11 protein-coding genes and 1 pseudogene are annotated in these 17,359 nt (G+C 67.6%); 11 read left to right on the forward strand and 1 reads right to left on the reverse strand.

All coding sequences use genetic code 11. The features are described 5' to 3' along the window. Positions 1 to 21: 21 nt before the first annotated feature. Positions 22 to 486 (reverse strand): peroxiredoxin, encoded by a 465-nt coding sequence (locus AU198_RS03950; protein ID WP_064346289.1) that lies wholly within the window; start codon positions 484 to 486, stop codon positions 22 to 24. Positions 487 to 674: 188 nt separating this feature from the next. Here AU198_RS03950 and AU198_RS03955 point away from each other — a divergent pair, with 188 nt between their 5' ends. The 11 genes and pseudogenes from AU198_RS03955 to AU198_RS04005 all read left to right on the forward strand — a co-directional run bounded on the left by AU198_RS03955 (position 675) and on the right by AU198_RS04005 (position 17,356). Continuing rightward, entirely contained in the window at positions 675 to 2,201 is a 1,527-nt protein-coding gene (locus AU198_RS03955) for an anthranilate synthase component I (protein ID WP_064346202.1), read from the forward strand. Next, positions 2,198 to 2,791 (forward strand): TIGR02234 family membrane protein, encoded by a 594-nt coding sequence (locus AU198_RS03960; RefSeq protein WP_064346203.1) that lies wholly within the window; start codon positions 2,198 to 2,200, stop codon positions 2,789 to 2,791. Before AU198_RS03955 ends, AU198_RS03960 begins: the two co-directional genes overlap by 4 nt. A 77-nt stretch (positions 2,792 to 2,868) precedes the next feature. Beyond that, entirely contained in the window at positions 2,869 to 3,687 is an 819-nt protein-coding gene (gene trpC / locus AU198_RS03965) for an indole-3-glycerol phosphate synthase TrpC (RefSeq protein ID WP_064346204.1), read from the forward strand. A 3-nt stretch (positions 3,688 to 3,690) separates the two neighbouring features. Further along, positions 3,691 to 4,950: a tryptophan synthase subunit beta gene (gene trpB / locus AU198_RS03970; protein ID WP_064346205.1), complete on the forward strand. Its 1,260-nt coding sequence runs from the start codon at positions 3,691 to 3,693 to the stop codon at positions 4,948 to 4,950. After that, entirely contained in the window at positions 4,920 to 5,735 is an 816-nt protein-coding gene (trpA, locus tag AU198_RS03975) for a tryptophan synthase subunit alpha (protein WP_197416015.1), read from the forward strand. The genes trpB and trpA overlap by 31 nt, the downstream gene beginning before the upstream one ends. Then, positions 5,732 to 6,697, forward strand: a pseudogene (gene lgt, locus AU198_RS26980) (prolipoprotein diacylglyceryl transferase); the annotation flags it as partial. The gene trpA and the pseudogene lgt, both read left to right, overlap by 4 nt. Positions 6,698 to 8,786: 2,089 nt before the next feature. Then, a complete protein-coding gene (locus AU198_RS03985; RefSeq protein ID WP_064346207.1) occupies positions 8,787 to 10,220 on the forward strand; it encodes an HNH endonuclease signature motif containing protein in 1,434 nt (477 codons plus the stop codon). A 196-nt stretch (positions 10,221 to 10,416) separates the two neighbouring features. Continuing rightward, positions 10,417 to 10,830: an NINE protein gene (locus AU198_RS03990; protein ID WP_064346290.1), complete on the forward strand. Its 414-nt coding sequence runs from the start codon at positions 10,417 to 10,419 to the stop codon at positions 10,828 to 10,830. Next, positions 10,820 to 11,230 (forward strand): DUF2752 domain-containing protein, encoded by a 411-nt coding sequence (locus AU198_RS03995; protein WP_064346208.1) that lies wholly within the window; start codon positions 10,820 to 10,822, stop codon positions 11,228 to 11,230. The genes AU198_RS03990 and AU198_RS03995 overlap by 11 nt, the downstream gene beginning before the upstream one ends. 83 nt (positions 11,231 to 11,313) lie before the next feature. Next, the gene (gltB, locus tag AU198_RS04000) at positions 11,314 to 15,855 is read left to right on the forward strand and encodes a glutamate synthase large subunit (RefSeq protein ID WP_064346209.1); all 4,542 of its coding nucleotides are present in this window, start codon (positions 11,314 to 11,316) and stop codon (positions 15,853 to 15,855) included. Then, the gene (locus AU198_RS04005) at positions 15,848 to 17,356 is read left to right on the forward strand and encodes a glutamate synthase subunit beta (protein WP_064346210.1); all 1,509 of its coding nucleotides are present in this window, start codon (positions 15,848 to 15,850) and stop codon (positions 17,354 to 17,356) included. The genes gltB and AU198_RS04005 overlap by 8 nt, the downstream gene beginning before the upstream one ends. The last annotated feature ends 3 nt before the right edge of the window (positions 17,357 to 17,359 follow it).

Raw genomic sequence — 17,359 nt, forward strand, 5'->3', positions numbered from 1 at the left:
GTATCGGCACCGACTCGCCGACTAAGCCGATTGGCGTTGGCGCAGCACCTCGAGAGCCTTGTCGGCGTGGCTGTCCATGCTGATCTCCGATGCGATCACAGCCAGGATCGTGCGGTCGGTGTCGATCACGAAGGTGGTCCGCTTGACCGGCATGAACTTGCCGAGCAGGCCGCGCTTCACGCCGAATTGCGTTGCGACGGCACCGTCGGCATCAGACAGCAGTGGATAGTCGAACCGCTCCTTGTCGGCGAACTTCGCCTGCTTGTCGACCGCGTCGGTGCTGATTCCGACACGGCTGGCACCGACCGCGGCGAACTCCGCGGCCAGATCGCGGAAGTGGCAGGCCTCCTTGGTGCACCCCGGCGTCATCGCAGCGGGATAGAAGAACAACACGATTGGGCCGTCGGCGAGCAACTCGCTCAGGCTGCGCATCGTGCCCGTCTGGTCGGGCAATTCGAACTCGGCAACTCGGTCACCCTTTTTCATGGAGGCCACGCTACGCCGCGAAGTGATCGAGCCACCGTCCCGCGCGATCATCCAGGCCGACGTTTGGACTGGTGTCGGGCAGTCGGATCGACCATTGCGTCGGGTTCGAGCACCGACGCACGACGCGGATCCGCCCGCTCACGCCCTCGTCGTCGTCCGCACCGGAGCGCGTCTGGGACACTTGACGCGTGCAGACCACGGCCGACCTCGCGATCACCACCTCGCGGGAGGACTTCCGCGCGTTGGCCGCCGAGCATCGCGTGGTGCCGGTGACCCGCAAGGTCCTCGCGGACAGCGAGACCCCGCTGTCGGCGTACCGCAAACTGGCCGCTAATCGGCCGGGGACGTTCCTGCTGGAATCGGCGGAGAACGGCCGTTCGTGGTCGCGCTGGTCGTTCATCGGCGCCGGTGCACCGTCGGCGCTCACTGTCCGTGACGGTGAGGCCGTGTGGTTGGGCGCGACGCCGCAGGACGCGCCACAGGGCGGCGACCCGCTGGCGGCGCTGCGCGCGACGCTGGAACTGCTCAAGACCGAGCCGCTACCGGGCCTGCCGCCGCTGTCGAGTGGGCTCGTCGGCTTCTTCGCCTACGACATGGTCCGGCGCCTGGAGAAGCTTCCGTCGCTCGCCGTCGACGATCTCGGCCTCCCGGACATGCTGCTGCTGTTGGCCACCGACATCGCCGCGGTCGACCACCACGAGGGCACGATCACGCTGATCGCCAACGCGGTCAACTGGAACGGCACCGACGAGCGGGTGGACTGGGCCTACGACGACGCGGTGGCCCGCCTCGACGTGATGACCGCCGCGCTCGGTGAGCACCTGCCGTCGGCGGTCGCGACATTCAGCCGACCCGAGCCGTTGCACCGCGCTCAGCGCACGCTCGAGGAGTACGAGGCCATCGTCGAGAAACTGGTGCGCGACATCGAGGCCGGTGAGGCGTTTCAGGTGGTGCCGTCGCAACGGTTCGAGATGGAGACCGACGCCGATCCGCTGGACGTGTACCGGATGTTGCGCGTGACCAACCCAAGCCCATACATGTATCTGCTCAACGTGCCGAATGCCGCAGGCGGACCGGACTTCTCGGTCGTCGGGTCCAGCCCGGAAGCGCTGGTGACCGTCAAGGACGGACGCGCGACCACCCATCCGATCGCGGGTACGCGGTGGCGTGGCGCGACCGAGGAAGAGGACCTGCTGCTCGAAAAGGAGCTGCAGGCCGACGAGAAGGAGCGCGCCGAGCATCTGATGCTCGTCGACCTGGGCCGCAACGATCTGGGCCGGGTCTGCCGGCCCGGCACCGTGCGGGTCGAGGACTACAGCCACATCGAGCGCTACAGCCACGTCATGCACCTGGTGTCGACGGTGACGGGACTGCTGGCCGACGGCAAGACCGCACTGGACGCGGTGACCGCCTGTTTCCCGGCTGGCACGCTTTCCGGCGCCCCGAAGGTCCGGGCGATGGAGCTGATCGAGGAGGTCGAGAAGACGCGTCGCGGTCTGTACGGCGGTGTGCTGGGTTATCTCGACTTCGCGGGCAACGCCGACTTCGCGATCGCGATCCGCACCGCCCTGATGCGCGACGGCACCGCCTACGTGCAGGCGGGCGGTGGCGTCGTCGCAGATTCCAACGGACCGTATGAGTACACCGAGGCGGCCAACAAGGCTCGCGCGGTGCTCAACGCCATTGCCGCCGCCGAGACGCTGACCGAGCCATGATCAGGGTCGCTCAGCTCGGTCTCGTGCTCGCGGCGGCGGGGCTGTGGGTGGCGTCGCGGATGACCTGGGTCGAGGTGACCTCGTTCGACGGCCTCGGGGAGCCGAAGAGGGTCGCCCTGACCGGCGGCACCTGGTCGACCGCCCTGATCCCGCTCGCGGTCCTGCTGCTGGCCGCGGCCGTCGCGGCCTTGGCGGTGCGTGGATGGCCGCTTCGGCTGCTGGCTCTGCTGGTCGCCGCCGCCAGCGCCGGAACCGCCTACCTGGCCATCAGCCTGTGGGTTGTCAAGGACGTGGCCGTCCGCGCCTCGCACATCGCGGAGGCGCCCGTGGCGGACCTGGTCGGCACGCAGCGGCACTACGTGGGGGCGGTGATCACCGTGGTCGCCGCGGCGGTGGCGCTGGCCTGCGCGGTGCTGTTGATGCGGTCTGCGGCACGTGAGCGCTCCGGTGCGGCCCGCTACTCGCGACGCACCATCGCACCGGCCGACGAACCCGCAGGCGAGATGTCCGAACGCGCGATCTGGGACGCGCTCGACGCGGGTTCCGATCCGACGCGGGATGCGACGAATCCGGACAACAAGGGTCGGTGATCGGTGGTGTTGTGGTGGCGGCTACCCTTCGTGGTTGAAGATCGTTCGGTGTTCTCGGGGGAAGGGAAGCGGCACTCATGAGTTCGGCGACGGTACTCGACTCGATCATCGAGGGAGTCCGAGCCGACGTCGCCGCCCGCGAAGCCGTCATCCCGCTCGCCGACATCAAAGCCAAAGCCAAGGACGCACCGCCCCCGCTGGACGTGATGGCCGCGCTGCGCGCGCCGGGGATCGCGGTGATCGCCGAGGTGAAGCGTGCCAGTCCCTCCCGCGGCGAGCTGGCCCCCATCGGCAATCCCGCCGAACTCGCGAGCGCTTACGAAAGCGGTGGTGCGCGCATCATCAGCGTGCTCACCGAACAGCGTCGCTTCAACGGGTCGCTCGAGGATCTGGACGCGGTACGGGCGGCGGTGTCAATCCCGGTGTTGCGCAAGGACTTCATCGTCCGGCCCTATCAGATCCACGAGGCCCGCGCCCACGGTGCGGACATGCTGTTGCTCATCGTCGCGGCGTTGGAGCAGCCGGTGCTGGAGTCACTGCTCGAGCGCACCGAATCGCTGGGTATGACGGCTCTGGTCGAGGTGCACACCGAGGAGGAGGCCGACCGCGCGTTGTCGGCCGGCGCCGCGGTAATCGGCGTGAACGCACGCGATCTCAAGACGTTGAAGGTCGACCGGGATTGTTTCGCACGGATCGCCCCGGGGCTGCCGACCGACGTCATCCGCGTCGCGGAGTCGGGGGTGCGCGGGACCGCCGATCTGCTGGCGTACGCCGGTGCGGGCGCCGACGCGGTACTCGTCGGTGAGGGACTGGTCACCAGCGGTGACCCCCGCAGCGCCGTCGCCGATCTGGTCACCGCAGGCACGCATCCGTCGTGCCCGAAACCCGCGCGTTGAGAAGTGGCCGATCTCGCCGGGCCTGAGCTGCCTCGTTCCAGCGCGGCCGTAGCCGAACCCACCGCCCACGACCCGGATGCGCGTGGCCACTTCGGCGTCTACGGCGGGCGATTCGTCGCCGAAGCGTTGATGGCCGTCATCGAGGAGGTCACCACCGCCTACGAGAAGGCGCGTGGCGATCAGACCTTCCTCGACGAGTTGGATCGGCTGCAGCGGCACTACAGCGGACGGCCTTCACCGTTGTACGAAGCCGAGCGGTTGTCCGAGCACGCCGGCGGTGCCCGGATCTTTATGAAGCGAGAAGACCTCAACCACACCGGATCCCACAAAATCAACAATGTCCTCGGCCAGGCCCTGTTGGCCAGGCAGATGGGCAAGACCCGGGTGATCGCCGAGACCGGCGCGGGGCAGCACGGTGTGGCAACGGCGACGGCGTGCGCGCTGCTCGGCCTGGAGTGCGTCATCTACATGGGCGCCGTCGACACGGCGCGCCAGGCGTTGAACGTCGCGCGGATGCGTCTTCTGGGGGCGACGGTGGTGTCGGTCGAGGCGGGCTCGAAGACGTTGAAGGATGCGATCAACGAAGCGTTCCGCGACTGGGTCACCAACGCCGACAACACCTATTACTGCTTCGGTACGGCCGCCGGGCCCCACCCGTTTCCCACGATGGTGCGCGACTTTCAGCGGGTGATCGGGCTGGAGGCGCGCGCCCAAATCCAGGCGCAGGCGGGCCGGCTGCCCGATGCGGTGACGGCCTGTGTCGGCGGCGGGTCGAACGCGATCGGAATCTTCCACGCGTTCATCGACGACCCCAACGTGCGGCTGGTTGGCTATGAGGCCGCCGGCGACGGCGTCGAAACCGGGCGGCACGCAGCGACTTTCACCGGAGGATCGCCGGGTGCGTTCCAGGGCTCGTTCTCGTACCTGTTGCAGGACGAGGATGGCCAGACCATCGAATCCCATTCGATTTCGGCGGGTCTGGATTATCCGGGGGTCGGGCCGGAGCACGCGTACCTCAAGGACACCGGCCGTGCAGAGTACCGGCCCATCACCGACACCGAGGCGATGGACGCGTTCTCGTTGCTCTGTCGCACGGAGGGAATCATCCCCGCGATCGAGTCCGCGCACGGTCTCGCGGGTGCTTTGCAGTTGGGGCGGGAACTCGGACCCGGGTCGATCGTGCTGGTGAATCTGTCGGGTCGTGGGGACAAGGACGTCGAGACCGCGGCGAAATGGTTCGGCCTGCTGGACGGTGCGCCGTGAGTCGGCTGGCACCGCTGTTTGACACCTACCGGAGCGAGGGGCGCAGCGCGCTTATCGGTTACCTGCCGACCGGTTTTCCCGATGTGCCCGGTTCGATCTCGGCGATGACGGCGCTGGTCGAAAACGGATGCGACCTCGTGGAGGTCGGCATCGCGTACTCCGATCCCGGTATGGACGGTCCGACGATCGCGGCGGCCACCGAAGCCGCGCTGCGCGGGGGAGTGCGAGTGCGCGACTCGCTGGCCGCGGTCGAGGCGATCACCAATGCCGGGGGCAGGGCCGTGGTGATGACGTACTGGAACGTCGTATTGCGGTGGGGCATCGACGCGTTCGCCCGCGATCTGGCTTCGGCCGGCGGTCTCGGGATGATCACCCCCGATCTGATCCCCGACGAAGCCGACGAATGGCTCGCCGCCTCGGAGACTCACGATCTGGACCGGATCTTTCTTGTGGCGCCATCGTCGACACCGGAACGGCTCGCAATGACGGTGCAGGCTTCGCGCGGATTCGTCTACGCCGCATCGACGATGGGCGTGACCGGAGCGCGCGACGCGGTGTCGACGGCCGCACCTGAACTGGTTCGCCGGGTGAAGGCCGTCTCGGACATCCCCGTGGGCGTGGGTCTTGGGGTGCGGTCGGGAGCCCAGGCAGCCGAGATCGGCGCTTACGCCGACGGGGTGATCGTGGGGTCGGCGTTGGTGTCGGCGTTGCAGAACGGTGTCGACGCGGTGGGAGCGTTGGCAGCCGAGCTTGCGGATGGAGTCAGGCGAAGGGTTACTGCGTGACGACGACTGTCTTGGCCGCCATCCCCAGCCCGGCTCAGGGCGTCTGGCAGCTCGGTCCCGTACCGATCCGGGCGTATGCGATCTGCATCATCGTCGGGATCGTGGCGGCGCTGATCATCGGTGACCGGCGCTGGGAGGCACGCGGGGGAGAACGCGGGGTCATCTACGACATCGCCTTGTGGGCCGTGCCATTCGGGTTGATCGGCGGCCGGCTCTACCACGTGGCGACCGACTGGTGGCGCTACTTCGGGGACAACGGCGCCGGGCTGGCCGGCGTGATCCGAATCTGGGACGGTGGTCTGGGAATCTGGGGGGCTGTCGCCTTCGGCGCCGTCGGCGCGTGGATCGCCTGCCGACGCCGAGGAATTCCGCTGCCCGCGTTCGGGGACGCGGTCGCGCCGGGAATCATTCTGGCGCAAGGGATCGGCCGCCTCGGCAACTACTTCAATCAGGAGCTGTGGGGCGCCGAAACGACGCTGCCCTGGGCGCTGAAGATTTACGAGCGCCGAGATTCAGCCGGCATGATCGACAATCTCAACGGCGTGTCGACCGGCGAAGTCGTTCACCTCGTCCATCCCACGTTCCTGTACGAACTGCTGTGGAACCTACTGGTTTTCGCGGTTCTGATCTACGTCGACCGGCGTTTCAAATTCGGCCACGGCCGGCTGTTCGCGTTGTATGTCGCGGGCTATTGCGTGGGCCGGTTCTGGATCGAGCTGTTGAGGGTCGACGATGCGACGCTGATCGAAGGTGTTCGGATCAACTCCTTCACGGCGACGTTCGTGTTCATCGGCGCGGTCGTGTACATCATGGCCGCGCCGAAGGGCCGAGAAGATCCGGCCTCCCTCAGGGGCAAGGCAGAGCCGGAACGGCCGACCGTCGAGGACCTCACCGAGGAGTTGGCCGCGGTGGCGTCGACGACAGGTGTGTTCGCGGCCGCCAAGGCCGCCGCCGACGAAGAATCGGAGACGGTGAAAGCCGAATCGCTCACCGCGGACGTACCGGAGGGCGAGGAGATCGCTGCCGAGGACGTGTCCGCGGAGGAGCTCGGCGCGGACGTGGCAGGTGTGCCGGCGGACGACTTGGAAGAGGCCGAGGAGTTCGCAGCCGAGGGCGACGAGGAGTCGGCGCAAGATTCCGAGCCCGAGATCGAGGCGGTCGCTGAGGCCGAGGCCCTCGCTGACGAGGTGGACGAGGCGCCTGCCGGGGAGATTCTTGAGGCGGAGGAGTTCGCCTCGGCCGGACGGGCGTCCGACGCCGACGGTGTGGGTGCGGTCGAAGGTGAGGAGGCCAGCGACGCGTTGGCCGACGCAGCTGAGGCACACGAAGCTGCGGTCGAGGGCGAGGCAGCAGCCGAGGAGCTGGCGGACGAGGTAGGCGCGCAGACGGCTGCGACGCCACCGGCGAAGGCACGACGCCGGCTGCGGTTCTGGCCGAAGCGCGGGCGGAAGGACGTCGTCGCCGCGCAGGAGCCCTTTGGAGGCGCGGACGTAAGCGGTGCGGCGGTCCCCGAGGCCGGTGAAGCGGCTGACGTCGGTGGTGTGGGTGCGGTCGAGGGCGGGGAGGCCAGTGGCGCGCTCGCGGATGCCACAGAGGTCCACGAGGCCGCCGTGGAGGGCGAGGCCGTTGCCGAGGAGTTGGCCGATGAGGCCGAGGCTGAAGCTGATGAAGTAGAGGCGGAGGCGGTCGCGGAGGTCGAAGCCCTCGCTGACGAGGTGGACGAGGCCCCTGCCGAGGAGATTCTTGAGGCGGAGGAGTTCGCCGAGGCCGGGCAGGCGTCCGACGCCGACGGTGTGGGTGCGGTCGAAGGTGAGGAGGCCAGCGACGCGTTGGCCGACGCAGCTGAGGCACACGAAGCTGCGGTCGAGGGCGAGGCAGCAGCCGAGGAGCTGGCGGACGAGGTAGGCGCGCAGACGGCTGCGACGCCACCGGCGAAGGCACGACGCCGGCTGCGGTTCTGGCCGAAGCGCGGGCGGAAGGACGTCGTCGCCGCGCAGGAGCCCCTTGGAGGCGCGGACGTAAGCGGTGCGGCGGTCCCCGAGGCCGGTGAAGCGGCTGACGTCGGTGGTATGGGTGCGGTCGAGGGCGGGGAGGCCAGCGACGCGCTCGCGGATGCCACAGAGGTCCACGAGGCCGCGGTCGAGGGCGAGGCCGCTGCCGAGGAGTTGGCCGACGAGGCTGGTGCAGAAGCTGATGAAGTAGAGGCGGAGGCGGTCGCGGAGGCCGAAGCCCTCGCTGACGAGGTGGACGAGGCCCCTGCCGAGAAGATTCTTGAGGCGGAGGGGTTCGCCGAGGCCGGGCAGGCGTCCGACGCCGACGGTGTCGGTGCGGTCGAAGGTGAAGAAGCCAGCGACGCGCTCGCGGATGCCGCCGAGGCACACGAAGCTGCGGTTGAGGGCGAGGCTGCCGCCGAGGAGTTGGCCGACGAGGCGGAGGCTCAAGCCGACGAGCCCGCTGAGGCGACTGACTCCGGTGAGCCCACCGAAGCTGCGGTCGAGGCCGCCGAGGATGAGCTGGTAGCCGAAGAGCTGGCGCGAGCGGCCGAGGCGCAAGCCGAGGAGTCGATCGACCAGGCATCGGCAGGTGCCGAGGCAGAGGGCGATGGCACCGCGGAAGGCCAGGAGGAGACTGACTCCGGTGAGCCCGCCGACGCCGATGGTGTGGGTGCGGTCGAAGGCGACGAAGCCAACGACGCCATCGCTGACGCCACTGAGGCACACGAATCCGCCGTCGAGGGTGAGGCGACAGCCGCGGAGCTAGCCGACGAAGCGGAGGCCGAAGCCAAGGAGCGGACCGACGCTGAAGCGAAAGAAGATGCCTCCACAGCCGAGGAATCAATCGGCGAAGCCGATGCTGACGACGTCGGCGGTATGGGCGCCGTCGAGAGTGAAGCCGCATCCGAAGTGCCCGCAGACGAGGCCGAGAACGCGGACGGCGGGCGAGTGCGCAAGTGGCTGCGCCGCCGCCGGAGGGGCTAAACCTTTTCCGGGAATCCCCAGCCCACCGTTCGAATGTGTTGTCTTGTCATAGGGTTCGAGTAGTATCGAACACATGTTCGAGGATGCTTCCAGCGGCGATCTCCTCACCCTCATGGGTGAAGAGGCTCGCGAGGAGGCTGCGGCGATGGGGCGCAGGCTGGCACTCGTGGCCGAACTCTATGCGCGGCGGGAGAGGGAACATGAGGAAGCGAGGATGTTCTTCACCGACGTCGCGGTCGTCGTAGCGGCAGAGATATCGCCGGTGCAGAACATCAGTCATGCCAGGGCACTCGGTCAGGTCCATGCCGCGAAGGCTCTGCGCGAGCGGCTCCCCCGGGTGGCTGAGATCTTTCGGCGGGGGTGGATCGACTACCGGGTAGTGGCCACCATCATGTCGCGTACTCGGAACGTGGAACCGGACATCATGCCCGCGCTCGACGAGGCGTTGGCTGCCAGAGCCGAGAAGTGGATGAAGCTCTCGGGTCCCAAATTGATTGACCGCGTGGACATGTTCGTGACGCGCTTCGACCCGGAGGCGGTGCGGGTGCCGCGCCGATCCGAGGACAATCGCCACGTCGAGATCGAGCCGGGCGACCCCGGAATGGCTTGGCTTACAGGCAATCTGCGCGCCGAGGACGGTGCGGCGCTGAACGCCAGGCTCGACGCTTTGGCCGCAACCGTGTGTGACAACGACCCTCGAACCAAGGATCAGCGCCGCGCTGACGCTTGTGGTCCGCTTTCTCGCATGGAGGCCACACTGCCCTGCGAATGCGGGCTTGACGACTGCCCGGCGGCCGCCGAGCGCGTGGCCGTTGAGACGGCGGTCATCCATTTGCTGGCCGAACAAGGCACTCTCGATGGAACCAGCGACAAAGCCGGTTACCTGAAAGGGTTCGGAGTGATGCCCGCCGAGTCGGTTCGCAGGGTGGCCAAGACCGCGCAAACGAAGCCGCTGACCGTGCCCACCCCGGAAGCCAAGGGCGGCAATAGCTACCGACCCAACGTCGCGCTACGGGAATTCCTCCAGTGGCGGGACCTGACGTGCCGATGGCCGGGCTGCGACAAGCCGGTGCAACACTGCGATGTTGACCACACCATGCCTTGGCCCCAGGGGCCGACGCATCCGTCGAATACCAAGCACTACTGCCGAACTCACCATCTGCTCAAGACGTTCTTCCGTGGGCCACGCGGCTGGACCGATCGACAACTTCCCGACGGCACAATCGAGTTGATCGCGCCCACGGGACACGTATGGCGCACCGAACCTCATGGCGCAAGCATGTTTCCAGGGCTCGGACAGTCGACGGGCGAGCTCGACGTTCCCGCGGATATCTCCGACGACACCGCCGATCGAACCTTGGTGATGCCCCGGCGCAAGCAGACGCGCGAGGACGACCTTCGCGACCGGATCAAGGCCGAACGCCGCGAGCGTGCCGAATTGATCGCCGAAGAAGAGCGGCAGCGGCAAGCCTGGCTGGCCGCCAACTACCAACCCCCGCCGTTCTGACACGCCCGGCCGTCGAGAGCCGCGGAACCGTTCCGTCGAAGCTCCAGCGAATCTCCCTGAGCGACAATCCGTTGACCGATGTCGCCACGACCGCGGGTTTCGTCAAGCGCCCGCGCATGCCGGGGCTACACCTCGGGGTCAATGCGCCGCAGAATTCTTACTGACTGGCACACCCCTGTCTGGCATGCTGGGAGCCATGACGGAGCCGCAGTTCGGTGGTAGTGAGCATGGCAGCACGCCCCCTCAGGAGCCGAATTACCAGCCGCAATACCCGCCCCCGCCCGGCAGCGAGTACGGGCCGCCCCCCGGGGGCTACCCGTCGGCATACGGCGATCCAATGGCGCCCTACGGCCGTCACCCCATCACGGGGGAGCCCTATTCCGACAAGTCCAAACTCATCGCCGGTCTGCTGCAGTTGCTCGGCCTCTTCGGGCTCGTCGGTATCGGCCGCATCTATCTCGGCTACACCGGGTTGGGCGTCGCGCAGTTAGTCGTCGGCCTGGTCACCTGCGGTATCGGCGCCATCATCTGGGGCATCATCGACGCCGTCATGCTGCTCACCGACAAAGTCCGCGATCCCCAGGGGCGCCCTCTGCGCGATGGCACCTAGCGCCGGCACGAGCCGCAGACAGCTATACGGCGCGCTCGGAACCGGCGCCGTACTGGCCGGCGCCCTGACGTACGTCGGCATCGCCGACCCGCATCGCCCGGGATTTGTCTTCCCCGCCTGTCCGTTCAAGGCGATCACCGGTTTGGACTGCCCCGCCTGCGGTGGTCTGCGCATGACGCACGACCTCCTGCACGGCGACCTCGCTGCGGCCGTGGTGGACAACGTCTACCTGCTCGTCGGGCTTCCCCTCTTGCTGACGTGGCTTCTGATCCGATGGCGTCAGAGCAAACCGCTGATGAACACTCCGCTGATCGTCGTGATTGTCGTCTCGGCCCTGACCTGGACCGTGGCGCGCAATCTGCCCGGATTCCCGCTGGTCCCCACGGTTCTCGACGGGTGAGGCGATAGCCGCGCTGTTACAATCGGCTGCGGGCCGGTGCAGTCCCGGACATGAATTCTTCCGGACTGCGAAGGTGCCCCTCGATGCTGTTTTCGGCATTCCCCGAGCCCCAAGGTCTCTACGACCCCGCCAATGAAGCGGATTCCTGCGGTGTCGCCATGGTTGTCGACATCCAGGGTCGACGCTCGCACTCCATCGTCGCCGACGGATTGACCGCCCTCGAACATCTCGACCACCGCGGTGCCGCCGGCGCCGAGACCAACAGCGGTGACGGCGCCGGCATCCTCATCCAGTTGCCTGTCGAGCTACTTCGCGAAGCGGTCGACTTCGACCTCCCGGCAACCGCACTCGACGGCAGCAACACCTTCGCGGCAGGCATCTGCTTCATGCCTCAGGAGCCCACGGCCCGCGCGGCCGCCCGCGAAACCGTCGAAGCCATCGCCGACGACGAAGGGCTCAAGGTTCTCGGCTGGCGACCCTTGCCGATCGACCCTCTCGGTGCGAACCTCGGCGCCACCGCGATGAGTTGCATGCCTCACATGGAGCAACTGTTCGTCACCTCGACCAGTGAGGTCGGCGGCATCGACCTCGACCGGCGCGTCTATCCGCTCCGCAAGCGGGCCGAGCGCGAAGGCGTCTACTTCCCATCGCTGTCCAGCCGCACCATGGCGTACAAGGGCATGCTGACCACAAAGCAGTTACCACAATACTTTTCGGATCTGCGCGACGAGCGTTGCCGCAGTGCCATCGCGATCGTGCACAGCCGGTTCTCGACGAACACGTTCCCGTCATGGCCCTTGGCGCACCCATTCCGCTACGTCGCCCACAACGGGGAGATAAATACCGTCCGCGGCAACCGCAACCGCATGCGCGCGCGGGAGGCGATGCTGGCCAGCGCCAACATTCCCGGCGACCTGTCCCGCCTGTTCCCGATCTGCACGCCGGACGCTTCGGACTCTGCCTCCTTCGACGAGGTACTCGAACTGCTGCACCTCGGCGGCCGCAGCCTGCACCACGCGGTGCTGATGATGATTCCCGAGGCCTGGGAGAACAGCACCACCATGGACGACGCCGAGCGTGCCTTCTGGCAGTTCCACGCATCCATGATGGAGCCGTGGGACGGACCTGCCTGTGTGACCTTCACCGACGGCACGCTGGTCGGGGCGGTGTTGGACCGCAACGGATTACGTCCCGGCCGGTGGTGGCGCACGATCGACGACCGCGTCATCCTCGCCAGCGAGAGCGGCGTGCTCGACGTACCGTCGGCGCAGATCGTGGCCAAGGGCCGCCTGCAACCGGGCAAGATGTTCCTGGTCGACACCGCCGCTGGGCGCATCGTCACCGACGACGAGATCAAGGCGGACCTGTCGGCACAAGAGCCCTACGGCGAGTGGTTGCACGCCGGACTGCTCGACATCGCCACCCTGCCCGACCGCACCCGCGTGCAGCCCAATCACGACAACGTCGTCAAGCGCCAGATCGCCTTCGGTTACACCGAAGAGGATCTGCGCGTACTGCTCACACCGATGGCCGCCTCCGGGACAGAACCGCTCGGGTCCATGGGCACCGACACTCCAACCGCGGTCCTCTCACAACGATCACGGCTTCTCTACGACTATTTCGTCGAACTCTTCGCACAGGTCACCAACCCGCCCCTGGATGCCATCCGCGAGGAGATCGTCACATCGATGGCCCGCATCATGGGGCCCGAGCAGAACCTGCTCGAACCGTCGGCGGCTTCATGTCGCCAGATCGTCCTGCGCTGGCCGGTTCTCGACAACGACGAGCTCAACAAGATCGTTCACATCAACGACGACGGTGAACACCCGGGATTACGGACCACCGTGCTCAAGGCCCTCTACGACGTCGAACGCGGCGGTGAAGGGCTCGCCGAGGCGCTCGAGGACCTCCGCGCGAAGGCCTGTGAGGCGATCGCCAAAGGTGCACGGACCCTGGTCATCTCCGATCGCGACTCTGACCACACCCGCGCGCCGATTCCCTCGCTGCTGGCCGTCTCGGCCGTGCACCACCACCTCGTGCGCACCAAGGAACGCACCACCGTCGCGCTGGTGGTCGAGAGCGGCGACGCCCGCGAGGTGCACCACATCGCGCTGCTCATCGGCTTCGGCGCCGCCGCGGTCAATCCGTACCTGGCCTTCGAGTCGATCGAGGACCTGGTCCGCGAGGGCGAACTCACCGGCATCGAACCCGCCGCCGCAGTGCGCAACTACTGCAAGGCCCTCGGCAAGGGCGTCATGAAGGTGATGAGCAAGATGGGCATCTCCACGGTCGCCTCATACACGGCCGCGCAGGCCTTCGAGGCGGTCGGCATCGACAAAGACGTCATCGACGAGTACTTCACCGAGACCCCCAGCCAACTCGGCGGTGTCGGCCTCGACGTGATCGCCGAAGAGGTCAAACAGCGCCACCGCCGGGCTTACCCGGAGAACCCGACCGAGCGCGTGCACCGACGCCTCGAAGTCGGCGGCGACTACGCGTTCCGTCGGGAAGGCGAATTGCATCTATTCACACCCGAAGTCGTCTTCCTGCTGCAACATTCGACCCGCACCGCGCGCCACGACATCTTCCAGCAGTACTCCGACGAAGTGGACCGCCTCAGCCGCGAAGGCGGAACGCTGCGCGGGCTGTTCGAGTTCAAGAAGGTCAGACCGCCGGTGCCGCTCGACGAGGTGGAAACCGTCGAGGAAATCGTCAAGCGATTCAACACCGGTGCCATGAGTTACGGCTCCATCTCGGCCGAGGCCCACGAGACGATGGCGATCGCGATGAACAATCTCGGCGGCCGTTCGAACTCGGGTGAGGGTGGCGAGGACACCGATCGGCTCTACGACCCCAAGCGTCGCAGCGCAGTCAAGCAAGTCGCCTCCGGCCGCTTCGGCGTCACCAGCGACTACCTGGTGAACGCGACGGACATCCAGATCAAGATGGCCCAAGGGGCCAAACCCGGTGAGGGCGGACAACTCCCGGGCTTCAAGGTATATCCCAACATCGCCAAGACCCGACACTCCACTCCCGGGGTCGGCCTCATCTCACCACCGCCACATCACGACATCTACTCCATCGAGGATCTCGCGCAGCTGATCCACGACCTCAAGAACGCCAACGACCAGGCGCGTATCCACGTCAAGCTCGTCAGCAGCGTCGGCGTCGGAACCGTCGCCGCAGGCGTGTCCAAGGCCCACGCCGACGTCGTGCTCATCTCGGGCTACGACGGCGGCACCGGAGCCGCGCCGTTGACGAGCCTCAAACACGCCGGCGTGCCGTGGGAGATCGGGCTGGCCGAGACCCAGCAGACGTTGATGCTCAACGGGTTACGCGATCGGATCACCGTGCAGTGCGACGGCGGCATGCGCACCGCGCGCGACGTCATCGTCGCCGCGCTACTCGGCGCCGAGGAGTACGGTTTCGCGACCGCCCCGCTGATCGTGTCGGGCTGCATCATGATGCGGGTCTGCCACCTCGACACCTGCCCGGTCGGCGTCGCCACGCAGAACCCGGAACTGCGCGCCCGGTTCACCGGCAAGCCCGAGTTCGTGGAGAACTTCTTCCGCTTTATCGCCGAGGACATCCGAAAGTATTTGGCGGAGCTCGGCTTCCGGACCCTCGACGAGGCGATCGGACACGCCGAGCTGCTCGACACCGACAAGGGCGTCGCGCACTGGAAGACCCGGGGCCTGGACCTCTCGCCGATCTTCGCCGTGCCCGACGAGGGGCACACCGGTGAACCCGCGCCGCGGCGCAAGGTCCGCGAGCAGTACCACGCGCTGGACCAGGCGCTCGACCAGACGTTGATCCAGCTCGCCGAAGGAGCGCTCGAGGACGCCCATCCCGTCCGGCTCGAACTGCCCATCCGCAACGTCAACCGCACCGTCGGCACACTGCTGGGCTCCGAGGTGACCCGGCGCTACGGCGCGCAGGGCCTTCCCGACGGCACCATCCACATCACCCTGACCGGCTCGGCCGGCCAATCGCTCGGCGCGTTCCTGCCGCCCGGCATCACCCTTGAACTCGTCGGAGACGCCAACGACTACGTCGGAAAAGGCTTGTCCGGCGGCCGGATCGTCGTCCGCCCGCCCGACGACGTGCTGTTCCTGGCCGAGGACAACGTGATCGCCGGAAACACGCTGCTGTTCGGCGCGACGTCGGGGGAGGTGTACCTGCGGGGCCGCGCCGGGGAGCGCTTCGCCGCCCGGAACTCGGGTGCGCTGACGGTCGTCGAGGGCGTCGGCGACCACGCGTGTGAGTACATGACCGGTGGTCGGGTCGTCGTCCTCGGCAAGACCGGCCGAAACATGGCCGCGGGCATGTCCGGCGGCATCGCCTTCGTCCTCGGACTGGACCTCAGACGGGTCAACACCGAAATGGTGGAGTTGCAGCGCCTGGACCCGGAGGATCTCGCCTGGCTGCGCGACGTGATCTCCCGGCACGCCCAGTACACCGGAAGCAGCCTGGCGACCTCGCTGCTGTCGGACTGGCCTAGGCGCAGCACCCAGTTCACGAAAATCATGCCCCGCGACTACCAGCGCGTCCTGCAGGCCACGCTCACCGCCAAGCGCGAGGGACGCGACGTCGACACTGCGATCATGGAGGCCAGCCGTGGCTGATCCCACCGGATTCCTCAAGGTTGCAAAGGTCGAGGCGGCCAAACGGCCGGTCGACGAACGCATCGGGGATTGGCGCGAAGTCCACGAGCGGCAGGATCCGGACCGGCGCGCCGCGGAGGTATCCGAGCAGGCCCGGCGGTGCATGGACTGCGGAATCCCGTTCTGCCACTCGGGAACCGCGGGCTGCCCTCTGGGCAACCTGATTCCGGAATGGAACGATCTGGTGCGCCGCGGCAGATGGGACGCGGCCAGCGACCGCCTGCATGCCACCAACAACTTTCCCGAGTTCACCGGCCGGTTGTGCCCGGCGCCGTGCGAGGCGGCGTGCGTGCTGTCGATCTCCGAGGAGCAGACCGGCGGCAGCGTCACGATCAAGCGCATCGAGCAGACCATCGCCGACCACGCGTGGCTCAACGGCCAGGTGGAACCGCAACCGGCGGCCATCGCCTCCGGTAAGCGTGTCGCGATCGTCGGCTCCGGCCCGGCGGGACTGGCTGCGGCACAACAGCTCACCCGTGCCGGGCACGAAGTGACCGTCTACGAGCGCGACGACCGCATCGGCGGGCTGATGCGCTACGGCATCCCCGAATACAAACTCGAGAAGGCGACGCTCGATCAGCGGCTGGCTCAGATGCGCGCGGAGGGAACGCGTTTCGTCACCGAGACCGAAGTCGGCGTCGACGTCTCCGTCGAGCAGCTCCGGGCACAGTACGACGCCGTCGTGCTCGCCGTCGGTGCATTGCGTGCACGCGACTACGAAGTCGAGGGGCGCCACCTCGACGGCGTCCACCTGGCGATGGAGCACCTCGTTCCCGCGAACAAGGAATGCGAGGGCGACGGACCCAGCACGATCAGCGCGAAAGGCAAGCACGTCGTGATCATCGGAGGCGGTGACACCGGCGCCGACTGCCTGGGCACCGCGCACCGACAGGGCGCGCTGTCGGTCACCCAGCTCGACTACAACCCCGAACCTCCCGAAACGCGAGACGAATCCCGCACACCGTGGCCGACCTGGCCGATCGTGCTGCGGACCCGCCTCTCACCGGCGCACGCCGAGGGCGGTCACCGGCGCTATGAGGTCGCGGTCCAGCGGTTCGTCGGCGACGACAGCGGTCGCCTCCGTGCACTGGAAATCGCCGAGGTCAAGGTGGAGCGTGACGCCGAGGGCCGCCGCGTCATCACTCCGGTCGGCGAGCCGATGGAGATTCCGTGTGAACTCGCGTTGCTGGCCATCGGTTTCGACGGCGTCGAACACATGCCGCTCCTCGACGAACTGGGCCTGACGCCGAACGGGCGTGGCGCACTGCCGTGCGGATCGGACTGGCAGACCACGACGCCCGGCGTGTTCGTCTGCGGCGACGCCCACCGCGGCGCCTCGCTGATCGTGTGGGCGATCGCGGAGGGCCGCAGCGCCGCACATGCGGTCGACACGTTCCTGATGGGGGAGTCGGACCTGCCCGCCCCGGTGACCCCGGGCGCTCTTCCGCTGGCCGTCGTCTGAATC

The organism is Mycobacterium sp. GA-1199, assembly GCF_001500045.1.
Classification (GTDB): domain Bacteria; phylum Actinomycetota; class Actinomycetes; order Mycobacteriales; family Mycobacteriaceae; genus Mycobacterium.

What these genes read in the sequence shown, in the direction of transcription:
- trpC (WP_064346204.1), top strand. Translation starts at nt 2,869, where the DNA reads ATGAGTTCGGCGACGGTACTCGACTCGATCATCGAGGGAGTCCGAGCC.
- AU198_RS03960 (WP_064346203.1), top strand. Translation starts at nt 2,198, where the DNA reads ATGATCAGGGTCGCTCAGCTCGGTCTCGTGCTCGCGGCGGCGGGGCTG.
- AU198_RS03985 (WP_064346207.1), top strand. Translation starts at nt 8,787, where the DNA reads ATGTTCGAGGATGCTTCCAGCGGCGATCTCCTCACCCTCATGGGTGAA.
- AU198_RS03950 (WP_064346289.1), bottom strand. Translation starts at nt 486, where the DNA reads ATGAAAAAGGGTGACCGAGTTGCCGAGTTCGAATTGCCCGACCAGACG.
- gltB (WP_064346209.1), top strand. Translation starts at nt 11,314, where the DNA reads ATGCTGTTTTCGGCATTCCCCGAGCCCCAAGGTCTCTACGACCCCGCC.
- AU198_RS03990 (WP_064346290.1), top strand. Translation starts at nt 10,417, where the DNA reads ATGACGGAGCCGCAGTTCGGTGGTAGTGAGCATGGCAGCACGCCCCCT.
- trpA (WP_197416015.1), top strand. Translation starts at nt 4,920, where the DNA reads ATGGTTCGGCCTGCTGGACGGTGCGCCGTGAGTCGGCTGGCACCGCTG.
- AU198_RS03995 (WP_064346208.1), top strand. Translation starts at nt 10,820, where the DNA reads ATGGCACCTAGCGCCGGCACGAGCCGCAGACAGCTATACGGCGCGCTC.